The sequence below is a fragment of the Phycisphaeraceae bacterium genome (assembly GCA_020639155.1).
GTDB lineage: Bacteria > Planctomycetota > Phycisphaerae > Phycisphaerales > UBA1924 > JACKHF01.
The window spans coordinates 610,070-629,758 of the sequence record JACKHF010000002.1; the positions used below are offsets into that span (position 1 = coordinate 610,070).

The 19,689-nt window shown below is 54.7% G+C and carries 13 protein-coding genes and 1 tRNA gene; 5 read left to right on the plus strand and 9 right to left on the minus strand.

Features of this window, described 5'->3' with window-relative positions:
- Positions 1 to 429: 429 nt before the first annotated feature.
- The gene (locus H6815_13215) at positions 430 to 693 is read right to left on the minus strand and encodes a hypothetical protein (GenBank protein MCB9861399.1); all 264 of its coding nucleotides are present in this window, start codon (positions 691 to 693) and stop codon (positions 430 to 432) included.
- A 996-nt stretch (positions 694 to 1,689) separates the two neighbouring features.
- Positions 1,690 to 1,761 (minus strand) — tRNA-Gly (locus H6815_13220).
- 145 nt (positions 1,762 to 1,906) lie between these two features.
- Here H6815_13220 and H6815_13225 point away from each other — a divergent pair.
- The 5 genes from H6815_13225 to H6815_13245 are packed head-to-tail and all read left to right on the plus strand — an operon-like array spanning position 1,907 to position 10,781.
- Positions 1,907 to 2,797 (plus strand): CPBP family intramembrane metalloprotease, encoded by an 891-nt coding sequence (locus H6815_13225; protein MCB9861400.1) that lies wholly within the window; start codon positions 1,907 to 1,909, stop codon positions 2,795 to 2,797.
- Between the two features lie 33 nt (positions 2,798 to 2,830).
- Positions 2,831 to 6,997 (plus strand): ATP-dependent RNA helicase HrpA, encoded by a 4,167-nt coding sequence (gene hrpA, locus H6815_13230; GenBank protein ID MCB9861401.1) that lies wholly within the window; start codon positions 2,831 to 2,833, stop codon positions 6,995 to 6,997.
- 26 nt (positions 6,998 to 7,023) lie between these two features.
- The gene (locus tag H6815_13235) at positions 7,024 to 7,809 is read left to right on the plus strand and encodes an SDR family oxidoreductase (GenBank protein MCB9861402.1); all 786 of its coding nucleotides are present in this window, start codon (positions 7,024 to 7,026) and stop codon (positions 7,807 to 7,809) included.
- 13 nt (positions 7,810 to 7,822) lie between these two features.
- Positions 7,823 to 9,289, plus strand: a complete 1,467-nt coding sequence (locus H6815_13240; GenBank protein MCB9861403.1) for an aldehyde dehydrogenase — start codon at positions 7,823 to 7,825, stop codon at positions 9,287 to 9,289.
- Between the two features lie 49 nt (positions 9,290 to 9,338).
- Positions 9,339 to 10,781: a hypothetical protein gene (locus H6815_13245; GenBank protein MCB9861404.1), complete on the plus strand. Its 1,443-nt coding sequence runs from the start codon at positions 9,339 to 9,341 to the stop codon at positions 10,779 to 10,781.
- On the opposite strand, the gene H6815_13250 is transcribed toward H6815_13245, so the two are convergent.
- The 7 genes from H6815_13250 to H6815_13280 are packed head-to-tail and all read right to left on the minus strand — an operon-like array spanning position 10,717 to position 19,671.
- Positions 10,717 to 12,066 carry a hypothetical protein gene (locus tag H6815_13250; protein ID MCB9861405.1) on the minus strand — a complete coding sequence of 450 codons (1,350 nt, stop codon included), beginning with the start codon at positions 12,064 to 12,066 and terminating at the stop codon, positions 10,717 to 10,719. The two genes, H6815_13245 and H6815_13250, sit on opposite strands and share 65 nt — an antisense overlap.
- The gene (locus tag H6815_13255; GenBank protein MCB9861406.1) at positions 12,066 to 14,651 is read right to left on the minus strand and encodes a hypothetical protein; all 2,586 of its coding nucleotides are present in this window, start codon (positions 14,649 to 14,651) and stop codon (positions 12,066 to 12,068) included. The genes H6815_13250 and H6815_13255 overlap by 1 nt, the downstream gene beginning before the upstream one ends.
- Positions 14,651 to 15,223, minus strand: a complete 573-nt coding sequence (locus H6815_13260) for a hypothetical protein (GenBank protein ID MCB9861407.1) — start codon at positions 15,221 to 15,223, stop codon at positions 14,651 to 14,653. The genes H6815_13255 and H6815_13260 overlap by 1 nt, the downstream gene beginning before the upstream one ends.
- On the minus strand, positions 15,220 to 15,852 hold the full coding sequence (locus H6815_13265) for a hypothetical protein (protein ID MCB9861408.1): 633 nt from the start codon (positions 15,850 to 15,852) through the stop codon (positions 15,220 to 15,222). Before H6815_13265 ends, H6815_13260 begins: the two co-directional genes overlap by 4 nt.
- Positions 15,849 to 17,651, minus strand: a complete 1,803-nt coding sequence (locus tag H6815_13270; GenBank protein ID MCB9861409.1) for a PilN domain-containing protein — start codon at positions 17,649 to 17,651, stop codon at positions 15,849 to 15,851. Before H6815_13270 ends, H6815_13265 begins: the two co-directional genes overlap by 4 nt.
- Entirely contained in the window at positions 17,648 to 18,985 is a 1,338-nt protein-coding gene (locus H6815_13275; protein ID MCB9861410.1) for a general secretion pathway protein GspK, read from the minus strand. The genes H6815_13270 and H6815_13275 overlap by 4 nt, the downstream gene beginning before the upstream one ends.
- The gene (locus H6815_13280) at positions 18,982 to 19,671 is read right to left on the minus strand and encodes a prepilin-type N-terminal cleavage/methylation domain-containing protein (GenBank protein ID MCB9861411.1); all 690 of its coding nucleotides are present in this window, start codon (positions 19,669 to 19,671) and stop codon (positions 18,982 to 18,984) included. Before H6815_13280 ends, H6815_13275 begins: the two co-directional genes overlap by 4 nt.
- Positions 19,672 to 19,689: the final 18 nt, after the last annotated feature.

Below are 19,689 nucleotides of genomic sequence, written 5' to 3' on the forward strand. Positions count from 1 at the left end.
ACGCAAATCCCATCAAATGGAGTCTCATGTAATGGGAAGATGTGTGTCATCGCATACGCACCGGTTTGTTTTTCGCTTCTGACAGCCATGGCAGCATATGGCACTATTCGCACCTGTTGTTACCATCGGGGCACTCCCACCGCTGCGAGCCAACTCACCCGAAACAGTACAACACAGTGAGGACAAATCAGAGGTTGGGCAACGTACAAATTGGCGATCCATTACCGCCGAGTATAAACCATCGATCGAAGTTGGTGGCAGAGAACGATTGGGCGGCTTGCTGCGTTCGGACCGTCGAAAAGCGGCATGAACTCCATATTTGGAGGGAACGGGATAGTTCATGTCTGTCGTATCGACTTTGCCATCCCAGTTCATATCGCCGCCGAAGTGGTGCCGCGCCCAAGTGACACACTCAACCGGGGCGGTGGTTCAGGAATCAAACAGCGATTCTGGATCCACCAGCACAACGTGTTCCTTCGCGGTCGCGATAGCGTTCTCCAATTCCGTGAGTGGAATCGAAAGATGCTCAGATGAGTGATAAAGAACGACATGCCGACTTCCGTCAGCATCAATATTTATCTCCATGATCGCGTCCTCATTCTCATCGAGAACTTCCATGATGACGCCATTGCCTTCAGGCGTCGACAGAATCTGAAACATCAGCTTTGGGATATCGCGGGGTGGCCTATTCATTTAACACTCCTTCCTAAGAAGCCAATGAACTTGTTGGTAGTAGCGTCGAACCGTGCTCCGAGGCCGCATGCTGCGTTGCTACCACCGAAAAACAGCGTGAACGAGTTTTTGGACCAGACAGGTTTGCTGCGATCCTACCTCCGAAAAGCGGCATGAGTTCAGTTTTTGGATAGGACGACCACGGCTAACTCAAAACTTGGCTACCCACCCTACTAAGTACTTCTCATGCTCTTTCGCAAGTTTCGCATAGAAGTCTTTATGCTGTTTCAATAACTTTTCCAGTAACCGACCGCAACTGGGGCAATATCTCAAACCCATTTCTGCGTGAATGTTAATTGTGATATCTATGTCGGTCGGTTTCAGCTTTGGTTCATCTTCAAATGCTATGCCCCGCGATTGTAGATGAAACCACAACTCACCACTTGAATCGAACCCGACAAGAACTGCAGTTCCTCGCTCGCCAGCGCACGCCAATAGGTTCTGAAATGCCGTACAACAATACGTCATTGCTTATCCTCCACTTTGCGGAACAAGGAACTCATTCATTTGGCCGGACGCGGGCGGCAGGATACGGATTTCGTCCCGGATAATACATGAGGGATCATGTGAATCGCGGAGGTTACGGATCATGCGGTCCAACAAAGCGTGTTTCTGGCGGATGCGCACGTTCGATACAAACGCGTATCGGTGAAGCGCTATCGACACCCTAGAACTTGCGTGTCCTCCTGAGATTCGCTGAGGCCTGAAGGGATTCGAGCCTCGACATTAACGTGAACGACGCAACGCACCGTGCTTGAGGTCTTTTTCAGCGTATACGCAGCGCTTTGTATCCCGACTGGGCTACCAGTGGTGGTCTTTGGAACGTCATAGCAGAGGACACTCAGCATCTCACGCTAAGGTCGCAAGGAAATCCGTGGTAATGCCATACTGCGTAGCGTTTGGCAGCAAATGGCCCTTACCGTCAGTGCACACCATGCGCTGAAAGGATGCATCGAAAGCGGGCGACGAGACTCGAACTCGCAACATTCAGCTTGGAAGGCTGACACTCTACCATTGAGTTACGCCCGCAGTGCTCGCCTTTCGGCGGGCCGGGATGGTATGCGTCACCCCGTTCCAAGTCTGCAACTGCAGATGACAATTGACGGGTTCTGGTCGGTGGTCAGTTCGCATCCTATCCTCACAGTTCGTTGTTTCATCCACGGAATCACACTCCATGTCCCGATCGCCACGTCACAACAAGAACGAGCAGTTGGAGTTCGATGATCCAAGCATTGAGCCTGACGAGGAAGAGTGGGAAGACGAGGACTGGGATGACGACGAATATGAAAGTGAAGATGACGAATACGAGAGCAGCGTCCCGACCGAAAACTACTTCACAAGTTCGCTCGCACCAATACATATCCTGCTGTTTGTCCTGCCGCTAATCCTGATCTGGGAAGTTGGCGTTGGCATGTATCTGACAGATCCGAGCACGGGTGATGTGCTCTTGATCCGCGCCTGGAAGTGGTTGCAAAGGATCTTTGAAGCATTTGGTGCAGTTGGCCAACGTATCCCAGCGATCACCCTTATCACAGTGCTGATTGCTCAGCTGATGATCAGTGAGAAATCACGCAAGCCGAGACCGGTTGTGCTTGGTGGCATGGTTGTAGAAAGTGCATTGTGGGCGATGCCGCTATTGATTGTATCGACGGTCATATCAGCGCTCTTCGGAACACCAGACCGAGTTCCGCAAGCTGCACAGTTGGTTCAGGCAGCGACTGACCATCGATCATGGCAGCAGCTGACCGTGATTGCTGTTGGAGCAGGTGTCTACGAGGAGATGCTGTTTCGTATGGCACTCATGCCAATTATTCACATCATTGTCTCAGATCTGTTCCGCGTCCCGAAGCGATCCGGAACAATTATCGCTGTCCTTGTCAGTGCGGTAGTGTTCGCGTTGTACCACGACGTGTCCGACAACCAGACGATCGATATTCAACAGTTCTTTTTCCTCGGGCTCGCGGGCGTCTGGTTCGGAATTGCATACATCTTTCGGGGCTTTGGTATTGCAGTGGGATGTCATGTCGCGTACGACCTTGCCATTTTCCTGATCGGCCCTCAATAACGATTGGCTGAAGCCAACAATGTCCCATCTCTCATGAAATCGCGTCGCAGAACATATTCAAAGCGAGTATCAGATCGGCCAGCGTCTGAGCCTGCTGTGATTGTGCCGTCACACTCTGCTGAGATATGGCAGCAGCTTGACGCATACTGGAAACAGGCCGAAGAAGCAATGCTGTTCGATGCAGCCTGGACACGCAAGCGTCTCCGCGCAATTCGCTTTGGCGATGTTGATGCCAATGCTGTGAATGCAGAACTCAAGCGGATTGAGTCCAGATTGCGCCAGTCCATTGCGAAGCGAATACGACGGGTGTCATCCGCTCCATCTGTCACACTCCAGCCAGACCTCCCAGTAACAGAACACGCTGCGGAGATCTCTCGCGCGATCAAGGAGCATCAGGTCATCGTTGTTGCCGGGGATACGGGATCGGGCAAGAGCACGCAACTGCCGTTGATCTGTTTGCAACTGGGTCGCGGCGCCGCCGGAATGATCGCACACACCCAGCCGCGTCGCATTGCCGCTCGCTCCATTGCGTCGCGACTTGCTTCACAACTCCAGCAGTCTGTTGGGAGGGATGTCGGGTTTAAGGTTCGTTTTACGGATACTGCGTCAGATGCAACACGCATCAAGGTCATGACTGATGGAGTGCTTCTCAACGAAACACGATCGGACAGGTACTTTGATCGGTATGACACGATCATTCTCGATGAAGCACATGAACGAAGTCTGAACATCGATTTTCTGCTCGGGTATATCAAACGTATCCTCCCGCGTCGGCCAGATCTCCGCGTCATCATTACGAGCGCAACCATTGACACGGAGCGCTTTGCGAACCACTTTGCACCCAACGATACCCCCGCTCCAGTTATCTCAGTGCAGGGCCGAACATATCCGGTCGAGGTGCGATATCGTCCCGTGGAACAGCTCCCACAGGTTGATGCGGATGACACGCCTGTTCGAGCACCGGATCGTCCCGTTGAGGATGTGGTAGTTGATGCCGCACATGAGCTTGCAAGGGATACGACTGGCGACCTGCTCGTCTTTCTTCCCGGTGAGCGCGAGATCCGCGACGCTGCCGAAGCGCTCCGTAAGCGAGGGCCAAAACCGTTTGACTTGCTCCCTCTGTACTCACGATTGACTGCCCAGCAGCAGGATGAAGTCTTTGCGGATCACAAGCGCCGGCGTATTGTCCTCGCGACCAATGTAGCCGAGACATCGCTGACAGTCCCCAACATCCACGGTGTCATTGATACAGGGACCGCTCGAATCAGTCGGTACAGTACACGAAGACGTTTGCAGCGGTTGCCTGTTGAGGCAGTCTCTCAGGCAAGTGCGAACCAGCGCAAGGGACGATGTGGTCGTGTTGCGCCCGGTATCTGCATACGTCTGTACGATGAAGACGATTTCAACAAGCGACCTGAGTTTACTCAGCCTGAAATTCTGCGTACAAATCTTGCTGGTGCTGTGCTGCAGATGAAGTCGCTGCGATTGGGTGAGATTGCACAGTTCCCGTTTGTCGAACGACCGGATGATCGGCTCATTCGCGATGCAGAAGACACACTGCGCGAACTTAACGCGATCGACGACCACAACAACCTGACACAAATCGGAAAAGAGCTCTCACACCTTCCAGTCGATCCACGCATTGGGCGTATGCTACTGGAGGCTGCAGCCGAGCATGTACTTCCCGAGATGCTCGTCATCGCCTCGTTTCTCTCGGTGCAGGATCCAAGGGAACGTCCGTTCGACAAGCGTGAAGAAGCAGACTTGCTGCACGCGAGGTTCAACGACGAAGCGTCGGACTTTGTTACAGTGCTGAATCTGTGGAGTCACTGGAAGAAACTGCAGGATCAGCTCGGCTCGAGCGCACTCAAACGCGGGGTGAAGCAACAGTATCTATCACACGCGCGTCTACGGGAATGGAACGACGTATACAAGCAGCTGCGCGAAATGCTAAAGGAGTTGGGATACTCCGATAGCACACGCACAACCAGACGCGCGGGAAGATCCGATCGATCCCCTGAGCCACGTCTTGCATCACAACTGCGAGAATCATCCAGACGCCCGAGTCCAGCCGAGCCGGACATGTACGCTGCGATTCATCGCTCGATTCTCTCCGGAATGCTGGTCTCGATAGGGAAACTTGCGGATCGCAGGGAGTATCAGGGGACGCACGGCACCCGCTTTGAAGTGCATCCTTCCTCACCTCTGTCACAAATAAGGCCGCAGTGGATCGTTGCCGCAGAAGTTGTGCATACAACAAAGCACTATGCACGCGTTGTCGCTCGTGTGCAACCGAAGTGGATCGAGCGTGTTGCACATCATCTCGTGCAACGAACGTACACAGATCCTATCTGGTCTGTCGAACGCCAGCGTGTCCACGCAAACGAGAAAGTTTCCTTGTTTGGGCTTGAACTTATTACAGATCGCCCGGTTCACTACGGTCCTATTAATCCCGACGCCTCTCGAGAGCTTTTCATCCATCACGGCTTGGTGGATGAGAGCGCAGAAGTCGGCGGGGATTTCCTGAAAAAGAATCGTAAACTCATTGATGAAATTGAGCATATGGAAGCGAAGCAGCGCAAACGCGATCTGCTCGTGGATTCCATTACACGGTTTGACTTCTACAACGCCCGCATTCCCAAGGGTGTCCACAACACAGAACTCTTCGAGACGTGGCGGATCCAGACCGAACGTCGGCGTCCCACTATTCTGCACATGACAATGGAGGATCTCCTCCGCGGCGACGCACAACTTCCAGCTGAAGAACTCTACCCATCAACGATCCGTGTGCCCGCAGGCGAACTTCCAGTCGATTATGCGATGGAACCACAGAGCGATGCCGACGGCCTAACGCTCACTGTGCCGATTGAAGCAATGAATCAGATTGACGAAGATCAATGTGAATGGCTCGTCCCGGGCCTGATTCGAGAGAAAATCATTGAGCTTGTGCGCAGACTCCCGAAGCAGTATCGTCGTCACTTCGGTCCTGCACCTGCCTTTGCAGATGCTGCTCTTGCGGAACTCAAGTTCGGTGATGGATCTCTCACCAAAGCACTGTCTCGTCTGGTTGCACGTGCAAACGGCATTACGATCCCTCCCACTGTCTGGCGTCGTGTTGAGTTGCCCGCACATCTCCGGATGACCTACCGCATCATTGACCGCGATGGATCTGAACTCGGAACCTCGTCAGATCTCACGACGCTCAAGCAAACGCTCGCGCCGACACTCTCACGTCGACTTCGAACGTCAATCGATTCAGAACTGACACGCGAGCAGATAGTCTCGTGGGACTTTGGGGATCTTCCCGAGCACGCGGATCTTCAAAGAGCAGGCGTTTCAGTTCGTGCGTGGTGTGCGCTGGCTGATGCCGGTTCCAGCGCTGCAATCAGGCTCTTTGATTCTGAGTCGACAGCACGATCGCACATGCGTCTTGGGCTCCGCCGCCTGCTCATGCTTGCTGCGCGACGTGAGCTCAAAGCACTTGTTGATGCTGCACCCGAGATGAATGCCCTGCGCCTCATGTACTCAACGATTGGGCCTGCAGCAGAGTTACGCGATGAGCTTGTCACAATGACAGCCGATCTTGCGTTTCTGCAGACAGTGGATCCGTGGACAATTAGAACAAAGGCCGACTTTGAGTCGCTGCTTCAAAAAGGACTTCCGCAAATACACACCACAGTTGGCAGAGCAATTACTGTCGCGAAGGATCTGCTTTCAAAGCGGCAGGCTGTTCTTACAGCAATCGATGCACCTCAGCCGGATGCATGGAACCGTGTTGCAGATGACATCCGCTCTCACGTCGAACTTCTCACGCCCCAACGCTTTCTGAGCACGACACCATCATCGCGATACGCCAATCTCTCTCGTACACTCTCCGCCGATCTGCAACGCTGGGAGAAACTTGCACGAAACGGTGTTGCCAAGGATGCAGTACTCGCGAGCGAACTCAAACCATACACAGATGTGCTTGATGCGATCATGGCTGCAGAGCACACAGAGGGGCACCAGACCATGTTCGACGATCAACTGGACACGTACAAGTGGTTGATCGAAGACCTTCGTGTGTCGTTGTTCGCCCCAACATTCACGCCCCGTGGTGCGGGAGGTCGCAAGCGTATCGATGAACTTCGATCGATTATCATGGCCCGCCTGCCCGGATCGATGCTCGATACACTGGCTCAACGGACCTCGGCACGGTAAACTCATAACCATACATGGAGCAACACATGAATCTGGATCTTCACGGCAAGCACGCGGTGGTTTGCGGCTCATCGCAGGGCATTGGCAAAGCAGCAGCGATCAGCCTCGCGCAATGTGGAGCCAATATCACTCTGCTCTCACGGAATACCGATTCGCTCAATCTTGTCAAATCTGAACTGCATCAGGAAGGCGATCAGAGTCACCATGTCGCAACCGCAGACTTCACAGATCCTGAATCGGTGCGCAATGTTGCGCAGAAGATTGCGTCGGCATCACCCGTACACATCCTTGTTAACAACACCGGTGGCCCACCAAGCGGACCATTGCTTGATGCAGATGTGCAGGCACTCATCAACGGGTTCTCACAGCATGTGGTCTGCAACCATCATCTGATGCAAGCGTTTGTGCCCAGCATGAAGGCGGCAAACTACGGACGCATCATCAACATCATCTCGACAAGTGTGAAGCAGCCGATCCCCAACCTTGGCGTTTCCAATACGATCCGTGGTGCAGTCGCATCGTGGGCAAAGACACTCGCAACTGAACTCGGCGGGTTTGGCATCACAGTCAACAATGTGCTTCCAGGATTCACTGATACGGTACGCCTCAGCTCGCTGTTCGAAGCGAACGCAAAGCGCCAAAGCACAACGCCGGATGTGATCAAGGCAAACGCGCTGGCAACCATTCCGGCGAAACGCCTCGGGCTTGCATCCGAACTGGGAGATGCAGTTGCTTTCCTCGCGTCACCAGCAGCCGGGTACATCAATGGCATCAACCTACCTGTTGATGGCGGCAGGCTGGGCACACTCTAACCTGTGGGGTGACATGCAACGCATACTCAATCTCATTGATGGAAAGCTCGTACCTGGTGAATCGGGAGAATGGATTGACTCCATCGAGCCTGCCACAAGCAAGGCCCACGCTCAGATAGCCGCATCAAACAAAGCTGATGTTGACTGCGCGGTCGATGCCGCATCAAACGCCTTTAACCAGTGGTCGCATACACCGGCTGCGCGACGTTCCGAACTCCTGCTAAAACTCGCGCACGAGATCGACGATCACTGTGAGCGACTAGCCAGCGTCGAAGCAATTGATCAGGGCCAAACGATCACCTTTGCACGAACTGTCGATATACCGCGAGCTGCTGCAAATTTGAGATTCTTTGCGACAGCTATCCTTCATGATACAGACCACGTCTATCACACAGATGCTCCTGCAGTTGGTTCCGGTGCGTCGATGACGTATGTCAAACACGTGCCGCGAGGCGTTGCTGGATGTATCAGCCCGTGGAACCTTCCGCTCTACCTGTTCACATGGAAGATCGCTCCCGCACTTGCTGCAGGATGCACTGTTGTTGCAAAGCCGAGCGAACTTTCGCCAGCAACCGCCTGCGAACTCGGCAAACTTGCGATCGATGTCGGGTTTCCTGCTGGCGTGCTCAACATCATCCACGGATATGGCAAGGATGCAGGCGAGCCCATTATCTCACATCCAAGTGTCCCATCGATCTCGTTCACAGGTGGCACAGCGACCGGCGCACGGATTGCTTCTGTTGCGGGTCCGATGTTCAAGCGAATGAGTCTCGAACTTGGCGGCAAAAACCCGTTTCTGATCTTCGAAGATGCGGATGTAGATAAAGCCATTGATACGGCGACACGCGCAGCGTTCACAAATCAGGGCGAGATCTGTCTCTGTGGATCACGCATCTATGCGCATGAATCAATCTTTGAAAAAGTTGTACGAGGAATCGCCGAGCGAGCACATACGTATGCACCCGGTGATCCACTCGATCACAAAACACGGATGGGCGCGCTGATCTCGGCCGACCATCGTGCAAAGATTGAACGCATCGTGGACAGCGCACACGCACTTGGCGGGAAGATTCACTGCGGAGGTGCACGACCGAACAACCTGCCAGAACGCGTGCGCGATGGCTTTTTCTATCAACCGACCGTGATCACGGGGCTCGTGTCGGACTGTGATGTCGAGCAGGAAGAGATCTTCGGTCCCGTTGTTTCCATCACACCGTTCGCAACAGAGGATGAGGCTATAGCACTCGCCAACGGCACAAAGTACGGGCTCGCAAGCGTTGTGTTCACCGAGAACATCAATCGGGCTCACCGTGTCGCCGACCTGCTGCATGCCGGTATCGCGTGGATCAACTGCTGGATGGTGCGTGATCTTCGAACCCCGTTCGGTGGCATGAAAGCGTCCGGTATTGGTCGCGAAGGAGGCATCGAAGCGCTCCGTTTCTTTACAGAAGCCCGATCCACCACTGTTGCTTTTTCATAATCACCCACTCACTCCGAACCTCGCCCTCCACAAGCCGATACTACGCACAATGCACGCAACCACGGGCCAATGCGAACAACGATCATTCCATCAATACTTGATGATCGCGCTTCCAGCAATGCTGCTCGCAATGGTTTCACTGGCTCTGATTGTGACTGGCAACTTGAACGGGCGTGGAGCCTTTGATCAGATCAACTATCACGAACCGGCAATCCGAACTTTTGCCTCGCAACTCCCCGAACCCGATGTTTCTGATTATCTCTCTGCAACCACTCCCGGATATCACCTCGCCCTTGCTGGCGTCGCACGCACACTCTCCGATTCGAAGACAGCACTGAGACTCACGGGGCTGGTTTTCTCAGTTGTGCTGGTGCTCCTGTGTGCCCGCTGGATTACAAAGCGAACCGATGTGTCCGCTGCGATCTGGCTCTCGCTTCCGTTTGCATCTTCACTCTATGTCGTCTCGAGCGCGGCTTGGTTGCTCCCCGACAATGCAGGCTGGCTGGGTGTTGCATGTGTGATCATGCTTGCCCTGAGCGATCTCAAACTTGTTCATAGACTTGTATTTGCATCGACTGTGCTTGTGCTGCTTGTGTGTGTCCGACAGATCCACATCTGGGTTGCTGCCTGTGTGTGGGCAAGCGCGTGGATGCACGCAGCACCGGTTAGCACACCAACAAATGCGCTGCAAAGCATGGCCCCACCACTTAATCACGCGGGCAGACGCATCACACACGCGATACTTGCCATCGCAGCATCGGCTCCGGCCTTTGGTGCATTGCTTTGGTTCAAACATGTATGGAACGGTCATCTCACGCCGCCAACCTTCGTTAACTACCACAACAGCGGACTCAATCCGAGCGCATTGGCATTCATGCTTGCTGTTGTCGCGCTGTTCAGTATCCCATTTGCACCGGTGCTGTGGCCCCAACTGAAGGCGATCGCTACAAACCATCGGACACCGCTGGCGTTCCTGTTCTGTGTCGCTGTTGTGGTTGCTGTTGTCGCTCCAACCAGTTACAGCGAGAACGCAGGTCGATTCTCCGGCATCTGGAACATTGCAGAAAAACTTCCGGCGCCTGCGAATCGTTCCATGCTCATCGTGCCGCTCGCTATTGCGGGGTCATTCGCACTCATATGCTGGCTCTCGATTGTCGGCACAACGGAGCGATGGATTCTTGCGGGTGCATTCATCGCATACGCAGCAGCAATGACCGCAAGCTTTCAGGTCTGGCAGCGATACGTCGAGCCGTTCTCGCTCCTGTTTCTCCTGTTTGTATGCACGTATGCTCTCTTGAACAGACCGAATGCAAGGCACCACATCATCCGCGGGAGTGTTGTCCTTGCGATGATTATGTGTGCAATCACAACTGGCAAGCTTGTCAAATCCAAGCAGGCGGAACTGCTTGACGATCCAACTCCATGGCTTAGGGCAGAACAGCCATCACCGATACTGTCAGTGTCAGAGGGTCCCGAAGATTCGGACCAATGAGGATATACGGCCTTGCCGGGTCAGAGGTCGGCCGCACCACAACCGGTTCCTGCAGTACTCTTGCGTACTCGGATAGTGCTCCATGCGCGGATTCGATGCTGCTGTCAGACACGAAGACCAGACCTTCGGTGCTGCTGAGCAGGTACCCATGAGCGTTGCCATCATCAATCCGAGTTCCTGTCTGTGTGCCGGAAGGCATGAGCGTGAACTGCGCTCGACGAGGCTCATACAAAGACAATCGAGCTGAGCCTGTGTGCATGACAAGAGGGAGATTCGCAAACTGCATATTGACGTTTGCATGTTCTTCAGTATCAGGTACAACAGATGACCCGACCGAACCCGCGAGATATGCATAGACGAGCGATGATCGTGTTGACATCGACTTCCGGGATACAACACGACCAAGCCGGTAATCGGTGCTCTCAACGCCACCTCGACGGGCACGCGATACACCGACAACTTCCAGCGAGTCGCCGACAAGCAATGAGTACAACATCGCATTGTCGGGTGTTGTCATCGGCATGGCAAACGACATGCCCGCGGGAGGTTCGACGATTTCTTCTGTACCTGAACCATCCAGCGCGCGAAGCACCAAACTCGCACCAACTGAGCCATCGATCGGTCTGCGTGTAAACAGCAGTTTGCAGTCAACGGTAAACACTGCATGCGCATTGACAGCATCGCCAGCAACAAGCCAGTCGATGTGTCCGGTCGCCCAGTTGCACAATCCAATCCACCGCGCACCATCAACTCGTGGAGATTCAACAAGAAATCCATGCATGTTGCAGCCGCGTCCGAGTAGTAAACCATCTGGTTGATCGGATGAGTGCTCAACCCGCACAACAGATGCATTACCGCTATTCTCCGATGGCAGCATGATCTGGTATGTTTCGATGTACGAGCCGAACGGCACAGTTGCGTCGGGCGTCGCCGCGAGCGTATCCCAGTCTGCAGATGCACCCTGTCGTGAAGCAAGATATCTGCCATCGGGTGAAACCAATGGAAGCACCGAACCGTCGTACGTTACCGAACCAACGGGCAGGACTTCAACACGAACACTCGTGTTCAGACTCCGCGAGTCTGCGGGGGACGCGACAGGACCATTCGGCAGTTCCGCGTTTGCTGCTGCTCTTGAGCCGTTGTTGATATTGGTACGTGTCGGCTGTGCAGATCCAGGTCTGACCGGCACACCAGCATTGCCCCGTGGAACTTTCTGCTCGACGACGCACCCGGTGAGCAAAGACGCACAAGCTACGTAGCAGAGAACATGTCCCATCCCGCGCATCAGTTCTGCTCCGGCTCGGGATCTGGTTCATAGATGATGTTTGCTCCGGTGTCGGATTCAGGCTCTGATGGTGTTTCGCGCGACTGATCCCACGATGAGTTCATGGAGTTAATCTGATCAATCCGTCTGAACTCAGATCCGGCATGATGCTTCTGCTGCTCAGCAAGCCACGCATGCTCGTTCGCGTTTGCGCTGTCGAGATCTTCAGTGCTCCCAATGACCACGGGCGTGATAAATACCATCAGTTCCGTGTTTGCGGTTGTTTTCTCGGTTGAACGGAACAACGAACCAATCAATGGCAAGTCACCAATAAATGGCAGCTTGCGCACAATATCAACATCTTCGGATCTGAAGATACCCGAGATAACAACTGTCTGTCCGTTGTTTACCACGAGTTGAGTTGTTGTCTCACGGCGATCGACGATGAATCCGCCAAAGAGCGTTTCGCCCTGAACAATAGAACTGAGTTCAACATTGACACGAAGATCAACCTCGCCCTTGACAGTGATGCGCGGTCTCGCACGAAGCTGGATGCCGACCGCTCGGTAATCAAAGCTCTGCACCTGATTTCCCTGATTTGTCACCTGGCTGTCGGTAACGAACGGGATATCCTGCCCGTCGAAGAACTCGGCCTCCTGATTATCACTTGTGAAGATGCGCGGCTCTGATAGCACGTTGACTGCGGTCTTCTGTGCAAGCGCCTGCAGGAGGAAGTTCACATCTACACTTGCATCAAGCGTGGAGGTGTTGAACAGGCTGCTGGCGATATTCGTCGCGGAACCCGTTGCACCGAGACCGAGTCCAATCGCCGTGTCGGGGAACGATGGCGAGAGAGGACTGCTTGACCACCGGAGCCCGAGCGCCGTCGCGTCTTCGGTTGCGACCTCACAAATAATCGCTTTGATCAACACCTGACGTCCGGGCCTGTCAAGACTTGCGATCAGTTCGCTCATCGATGCACGATACTCTGGCGGACTCAGCACCATCACAGCATTCTGTCGCCAGACCGGAACGATACGTATACGTCCGACAAGATTGGATGACGGGCTTTCATCCGTCGGCGGCTGCGATCGCTGCCACCAGAACTGCATGATGTCACCTGTCACTGGATCGTTGTTGTTCTGCCCGTTCTGATTAATTGTTGTTGTTGCAAACGGGCTGACACCGGAGCCCTCTCCCTCACTCAATCCGGTTTCCTGCCGAACAATCTGCGCGAGCGTTCCTTCGAGCGCAAGCAGCGCATTGAGTTGCTCTGCGAGTTCTTCTGCCGAGGCATGCTTCAACTCGATAATGACCGGCAAGCCCGATGTCTGTGGCTTGTCGAGATCCTCAATGATCTTGTCGATGTACGCAAGATTATCTGGCGTCTTGGCAACAACGACAAGCTGGTTTGAATCCGGAATCACCTCAAACGAGAACTGCCCAGCAAGCCTGCCTGCGCCTAAACCCGCTTGTGGTGCGGTGTTGTTCTGGTTCCCGCCACGATTTCCGAACCCGCCGTTGCCACGATTGTTGTTGTTCCCGCCAGTGCTTCCTCCCGAAGCAACTGAACTTTCACCAAAGAGGTTTTCAAGAAGATCGCGAACTTTCACAGCATCCGAGTTCTTCAGGTTGTACACCTTGGGAAGCACCGCGTTCTCTTTGAGAGGCAGGTCCCAATGCTCCTGAATAAGCTCGCGCACCTGCGAAAGGATGCCCGGCTCAGCGACAACAGTAACCGAGTTCTGTTGTGTGTTCGCGGTAACACGAAGATTCTCTGAAGCTTGCGACGATGATTCCTCGTCGTTTCCACCCATCCACGGTGGACGGCGGTTGTTATTGTTGTTGCTGTTCCCGCCACTTCCTTCGCCCGAATAGAGATCCTCGATATTCTGCGAGATCTGCTCCGCATCCGCATACCTGAGAGGGAAGGTCTGCGTGCGTAGTGCACCTGCCTTGCTCTGGTCAAGTGATGTAATGAGTCGCTCCATCCGCTGCAACAGTGCAATATTGCCCATGATAGCGATCTGGTTCGATTCCTCGTCAACCGCCATCTTCGCGTACGTCGGGATGTTGTCCTTCAGCACATCGCCGAGTTCCTTCGCTGTCGAGTTGTACAGCGTGTACACCTTCTGTGCTGTCACACCGTGATCGGTGCGATTGAGCACCGATTCACTTGCTGGAATAACAGGAACATCCTGGCGATCTATTTCGTTTATGTCGCGCAGGATAATCGTGTCCTCGGTTTCAACCACAGCAACACCGGCTTGATTCAGCGTCAGAAACACAAGATCGAGCGCACGTGATCGTGTGATTTCCTGATCACTAAGAACAGTGACCTTGGTGCTCTTGAGCATATTGGTTGTTGGCAATACAACAACCTTGCCGGTTGCCTCAACGATAAATGGCAGGAGATCGGAAACCGGAACTTCCTTGAATGCGAGCACGGTGGGTTCGCCATCATCAACACGGCGCACGGGTTGCATACTCTGCTGCGTCTCCTGCGCAAACACTGGCTGCACAGTGCCACAGCACAATGCAGTGAAGAGCGTCGGCATGATTGCCCGGCGAGCCAGAGCGAAGGAAACTGGGGTAGATACTGGCATCATGCTCCTCCCTCGACGGAAGGTTCACCCTCCCGCTGAGAAGTCACCGCACCCTGCGATGATTCATTTGTCTTTGGTATCACAATCTTGTCGCGATCGAACAGCGGCACATCAAACTCGACATCTTTCCACTCAACGGTGGCGCTCCAGGGAGCATTGATGCGCTTGATGGCAACACCCCCTCCCTCTTCTCCAACTTTTAAGTGATCTCCATTGTCGAGCCACACCTTGCCATCGATCATCGCAACGATTTTCGGCCCCCCATAATGCGAGGGTGGAGGCGGTGGCCCATCGTCACGCTTCACTACCGGCGCCGGATCAGGCGCAGGAGGTGGTGGTGGAGCATCCGGCACGAAGAATGCGGTTCGACCGTCAATCTGTGCAACCAGCGGCGTTAGATCAACCGAGGCATCGTTCGACGTTGCAATCTCTGCATCAACACCAGTTCCACTATCAAGCAGAGCACGCACTACCGGGATGGCCCCAGAGATAACAGCAATACTTGCGATCACAATCATGCCGATTGCAATCAGCCCCGGCAACTGGATTCTTGTCTTCGCGGGTGTACTCACGCGCCACCTCCGCGTCTTCCAGCATCGACATCAAGCACCCACGCCTCGATAGCAAGGTCAACGGTTAACTCTCTTGCCTGCGACTCGCCGCGTAACGCGTCAGACCTGCGAACCTGCACGTTCGACACGCTCCCAACTGCGGGGCTCTGCTCAAGCGCGGAAAGCACCGCACTCACGGTCTCAGGAGATGCGCTGAAACGACAATCACTGACAGCACGCATCACAGACTTCCCGTTGCGGGAGAACGCCTGGCGAAGTACGCCTTGTGATATCTGCACAGCAGGACGCGTTTCAAGTCGATATTCGTCAATGCCATGCTCCTTCAGCACGTCGCCGACCATGGTGGCAAAGATCTGCATCCGTTCATCAGGATTCTCGCCGGGAGGGAGTACCTTGCCATACCGCTCCTGTCCACCCTTGATCGCACGCGACAACTGCACAGATCGATCACGGCGCGCACGCGCCGTGTCCAGTTGCTGTGAAAGTTCGTCCGCCTTTTCATTGAACTGCGATGTCTTGATAATCGCTGGCTCAGCGACAGCAAAGTACGCCCCAAGTACAAGCAGACCAATCGCCGCCCACTGCAGTGGGCGAGACAGACCGCGATAGAGTGAGATAATCCTGCTCATTCACCACCTCGCAATGCACGAAGATGGTCTCGAAGCTGATTCACTTCGCTTTCCAATCGCTGCTTTGTTTCCTCATCCATTGTTGATCTATTCTGGCCTATGTATCCCTGTCTCGCTGCAAATGCTGCGCGGGCAGTGTTATTGTCCATCGCCGAGATATCTGCTTCGCTGAGTGCTGGAGGCGCAGGTGCTACACCAGCCTCACCTCCTCGCTCGGGACGTTCCGATGCACGATCGGTTGTCGCGCGAGACTCATTGCCTGCGTTCGCAAGCGTCTCACGCGACGGTCTTGATGACGTTCTGTTGCTTGTCCGTCCGCTGCTCGAAGATGAACCACCACCAGTCCAGCGCGTGTTTGATGCACCCTCACCATACAAACGCACAGCGAGCGTTTCTTCAGCGTAATCCGGAAAGTCCTTCGGAACCTCCCGATGCGGGTCAGATCCAACTTGTGCGGAGAGTTCAAAGACGATCCCGCGATCATCTGTTGCGTCGATCGACGATGAACGAGCACGCTCGAACACTTTGGATGTGTTCAAGTTCTGGACGAAGTCATTGATCAACGCTGCGCTCTGGGCTTGACCCGAAACACGCAAGCCAACATCCGGCGAGAGTCGAATCGACGAAACTGTAATGCCAACCGGTGCGGCCCGCGAGACGATCGACATCAGCCGCGTCATGGGCCAGCGAGCGGTGCGGAGATGGTCGTACACCGCTGCCTCGTCAGACAATGAAGAAAACCTGTCCTCGGGGATCGATGCATCCTCAAGCTGTTTCTCAAGTACGAGTGTTCTCGCATAGGCAAACCCGAGTGGCGCGATCAACGCAATCAACCCGCACACAACCGCTGCAACCCACGCCGATCGAGGATTGGACAGCGATGCTTTCACACGATCCAGCGTGCCAAGCTTTTCTACCACAGGCTCCGCACGGATTGCACACAATGATGAAACTTCACATCTTGCATCGAGCGCGATGATTGCTGCACCCGCAGAAACTCCATGCTTCTCAAACCACGCGTCATCAATAGTTGCACCGCTGAAAACACGTCCGATGGAACTTCGCGTCTGCGAACTTGCAACACAGGACTTTCCGCTTGCGGCTCGCTGCGCAAGGGATTCAATATCAGTATGTGCAGTGTCAGTACCATGCACAAGCTCATGCAGCAAGGAAGCAATCCGTGATGCATCGCCGGATGTATCAACGCGAGACCGCACCATCCCATGACCAGTGCCGCACGCAGCACCTGTGATCGTTCCCGCGTGCTTGTCCGTGACAACCACAACACCGGATGAACCAATACCTGCGAGCGCAGCTGCACATGACGGCTCACTGACCCAATGCCATTTGTGATCAGAAAGTCGCTCGATGGTGCTCTCGCGGCCGGGGATCCAGCCCGTTAACAGACCCGACACCGATTGTGTCTGTGATGGGAACAACCCAACTGCTCTGCGATGATCGGGAACACGAGACGGAAGCTGAGCCTCAGCAAGCAATGACAATGAAGAAAGTGCCTCGGCACCACCAACCCCTTCGGGAAGTGGTACAACGCGACAGATACTCTGTCCGGACGGCACAACTGCCACAACCTGATCGGCACGCAGTCTGCGGATTGTGCTCTGAACGGATCCAGAGTCGACTGGAAGATCGACTGAGTCTGCGAGACGGATGCCCACGCCGTCTCCTTTGAACACGTCCACACGCACACGGTTGCCCGGAGCCGAACAGACAACAGCAACCGATCCAGTCCATTGACCGGAACGCGCAGCGACAGACTCTGGTTGACGGGCCTCACTCATCGGACACGGAGCTCCCTTATGACAACCGGCAGGGTGGAACGATCCAGCGTCGCAATCATTTCAACCTTGATCCCCGATTTTTTGTCCCTGCCAACAACGGGCACGATATACACGTTTGACCGAATATCCGCAATTTCATACAGATTCGCCACAACATCGCGACCGAACCCGTCCACTTCCATCACATCGACAATCGATGTCCACCCTCCCGATCCCACTCTTGAGTCGCGAGCAGCCACAACCCGGGAGACAGCCGTCGAGTCCATAATCAACTCAAGCACCTCTTCATCTGCTGTGTTGATGTTCAGCTTGCCCGGCACCGCACCAGCGGGGATGTCTGCCAGAGTAGTCTCATCGAGAAGCTTCACAAGTTGGTCGGTTGTCAGCGGCTCAACATCGGCATTAATGGGCTGATTGGTTTCGGGATCCTGAAGTTCGTTCAGTGGCGTGCGGATAAAATCGCCGAGCGTCTGCGCGCTTTCGACATGTTTCGCAATCACGTCCGCCTGCTCCGCGCTCACCTCTATCCGCGATGAGATCTCGGATGCACTCGCATCGGTCAGAATGAGCCTTTCCTCGCCCTCAACCGAGAGCCAGGAATCAACACTCGCGGTCGTCAGATACTGCGCCCACCCAAGGTCAAGAACCCCATCGCCGTTGTCCCCAGGCCAGGCAAAGTCACGATCATTCTCTTCAGGATCAAGTCTGAAGTTCATGTTCCAGTCTTCGCCACGTATTAGATCCTGCTCCGCATAGTTGACGAGTTCCATTTCCGCGAGCGAACGGAACATCGCATTCCTTGGCCCATACGGGCGTGGATTGGACAGGTACTGCGATATCTCCGCACCTCCCACCGTGACGTCATCATCATCATCCATCCAGTCAGTGATGCCCGCGATGACATCTTCCGTCATCAATGGGATATTCAGGAGTTGTTCACCGCTGGTGCGACCGATGTTGAGCATCGCATGTGCGTCGATAGGTCCAAGTACATCCTTTTCTTCCCGCAGATGCGCGTGCGACACAACATAGGTCGCATCACCAAGATCCCCCTCTGCAACATCCACCATATCATCCATTACGCGGAACGCATCCGCAAGATCGGGGGATTCCGTGTTCCATGCCAGTCGTGCAAGCGTTGCTTCAACACCGGCCCGCGCAGCCCAGTAAGCTCGCACCTTTGCAAGCGCCTCCTGACCCGCTCCCGCTTGTCTATTCCCGTACGCCTGCACAACAACAAGAATCGCTACGGCGAGCACAGCAACCCAGAGTGCCATCAGCAGCGCGAATCCGCGTTGAGAGCGCAGCGAAGAAGAGGAGCAAACACGTTTCATGCGCCCTCCTCGCCTTCGTCTTCCTCCTCGGCTGGAGGCCATGGTGTTGCAACACGATCGATCGCAATCAACCTGTGCCCATATGCGCGCACACGATGTCGAGTGTCGTGTGCTGTCACGTTGATCCGAACTCCCCACGGCAGACCATCACGATCGCTGTCCCATGTCTGCATCCATGATTCACCGTCAAAGGCTTCAATAGAGAGAGATTCAATCCCGCTTGCCACTGCCACTGCGATTCCACCTCCATCAAGATATTGATCGAGCGCGGGGTCGGTCCGCTCCCACAGAATCGATTCCGCCCCCTTGCCGTATGTCGGTCTCCCACCTGCGTCACCGATCCTGAACTGGACCTCTCGATCCGCCCCCTCCGGCTCGCCGTACTCGCCTCGGACCGGCTGCATCGAACGGATCAGCATCATCAACTCGTCAGCCGAGTTCGCGCCGTTCTGCTCAGATGTCAGCAGGAATCGTGCCTGCTGAAGATCCTGATCTCGCGCAATCTGCACGACCGCCGCCGCGATCCGGTCAACTGCGACGCGCGCCTGCGCAAACGCGTCGGCCCGTGCGACTGCGATTGTTCTCGCACGCCCGATGGATGAAATAGATGATGCAACCATCGAAACCACAAGGCTCAAGACCACAATCCCGACGATCAGTTCAACAAGTGTCAATCCACGGCGCATGTGGCAACTACCGTCGAA

Excerpts from the sequence above, each read along its gene's own strand:
- H6815_13215 (MCB9861399.1), bottom strand. The coding sequence starts at position 693 with ATGAATAGGCCACCCCGCGATATCCCAAAGCTGATGTTTCAGATTCTG.
- H6815_13225 (MCB9861400.1), top strand. The coding sequence starts at position 1,907 with ATGTCCCGATCGCCACGTCACAACAAGAACGAGCAGTTGGAGTTCGAT.
- hrpA (MCB9861401.1), top strand. The coding sequence starts at position 2,831 with ATGAAATCGCGTCGCAGAACATATTCAAAGCGAGTATCAGATCGGCCA.
- H6815_13235 (MCB9861402.1), top strand. The coding sequence starts at position 7,024 with ATGAATCTGGATCTTCACGGCAAGCACGCGGTGGTTTGCGGCTCATCG.
- H6815_13240 (MCB9861403.1), top strand. The coding sequence starts at position 7,823 with ATGCAACGCATACTCAATCTCATTGATGGAAAGCTCGTACCTGGTGAA.
- H6815_13245 (MCB9861404.1), top strand. The coding sequence starts at position 9,339 with ATGCACGCAACCACGGGCCAATGCGAACAACGATCATTCCATCAATAC.
- H6815_13250 (MCB9861405.1), bottom strand. The coding sequence starts at position 12,066 with ATGCGCGGGATGGGACATGTTCTCTGCTACGTAGCTTGTGCGTCTTTG.
- H6815_13255 (MCB9861406.1), bottom strand. The coding sequence starts at position 14,651 with ATGCCAGTATCTACCCCAGTTTCCTTCGCTCTGGCTCGCCGGGCAATC.
- H6815_13265 (MCB9861408.1), bottom strand. The coding sequence starts at position 15,852 with ATGAGCAGGATTATCTCACTCTATCGCGGTCTGTCTCGCCCACTGCAG.
- H6815_13270 (MCB9861409.1), bottom strand. The coding sequence starts at position 17,651 with ATGAGTGAGGCCCGTCAACCAGAGTCTGTCGCTGCGCGTTCCGGTCAA.
- H6815_13275 (MCB9861410.1), bottom strand. The coding sequence starts at position 18,985 with ATGAAACGTGTTTGCTCCTCTTCTTCGCTGCGCTCTCAACGCGGATTC.
- H6815_13280 (MCB9861411.1), bottom strand. The coding sequence starts at position 19,671 with ATGCGCCGTGGATTGACACTTGTTGAACTGATCGTCGGGATTGTGGTC.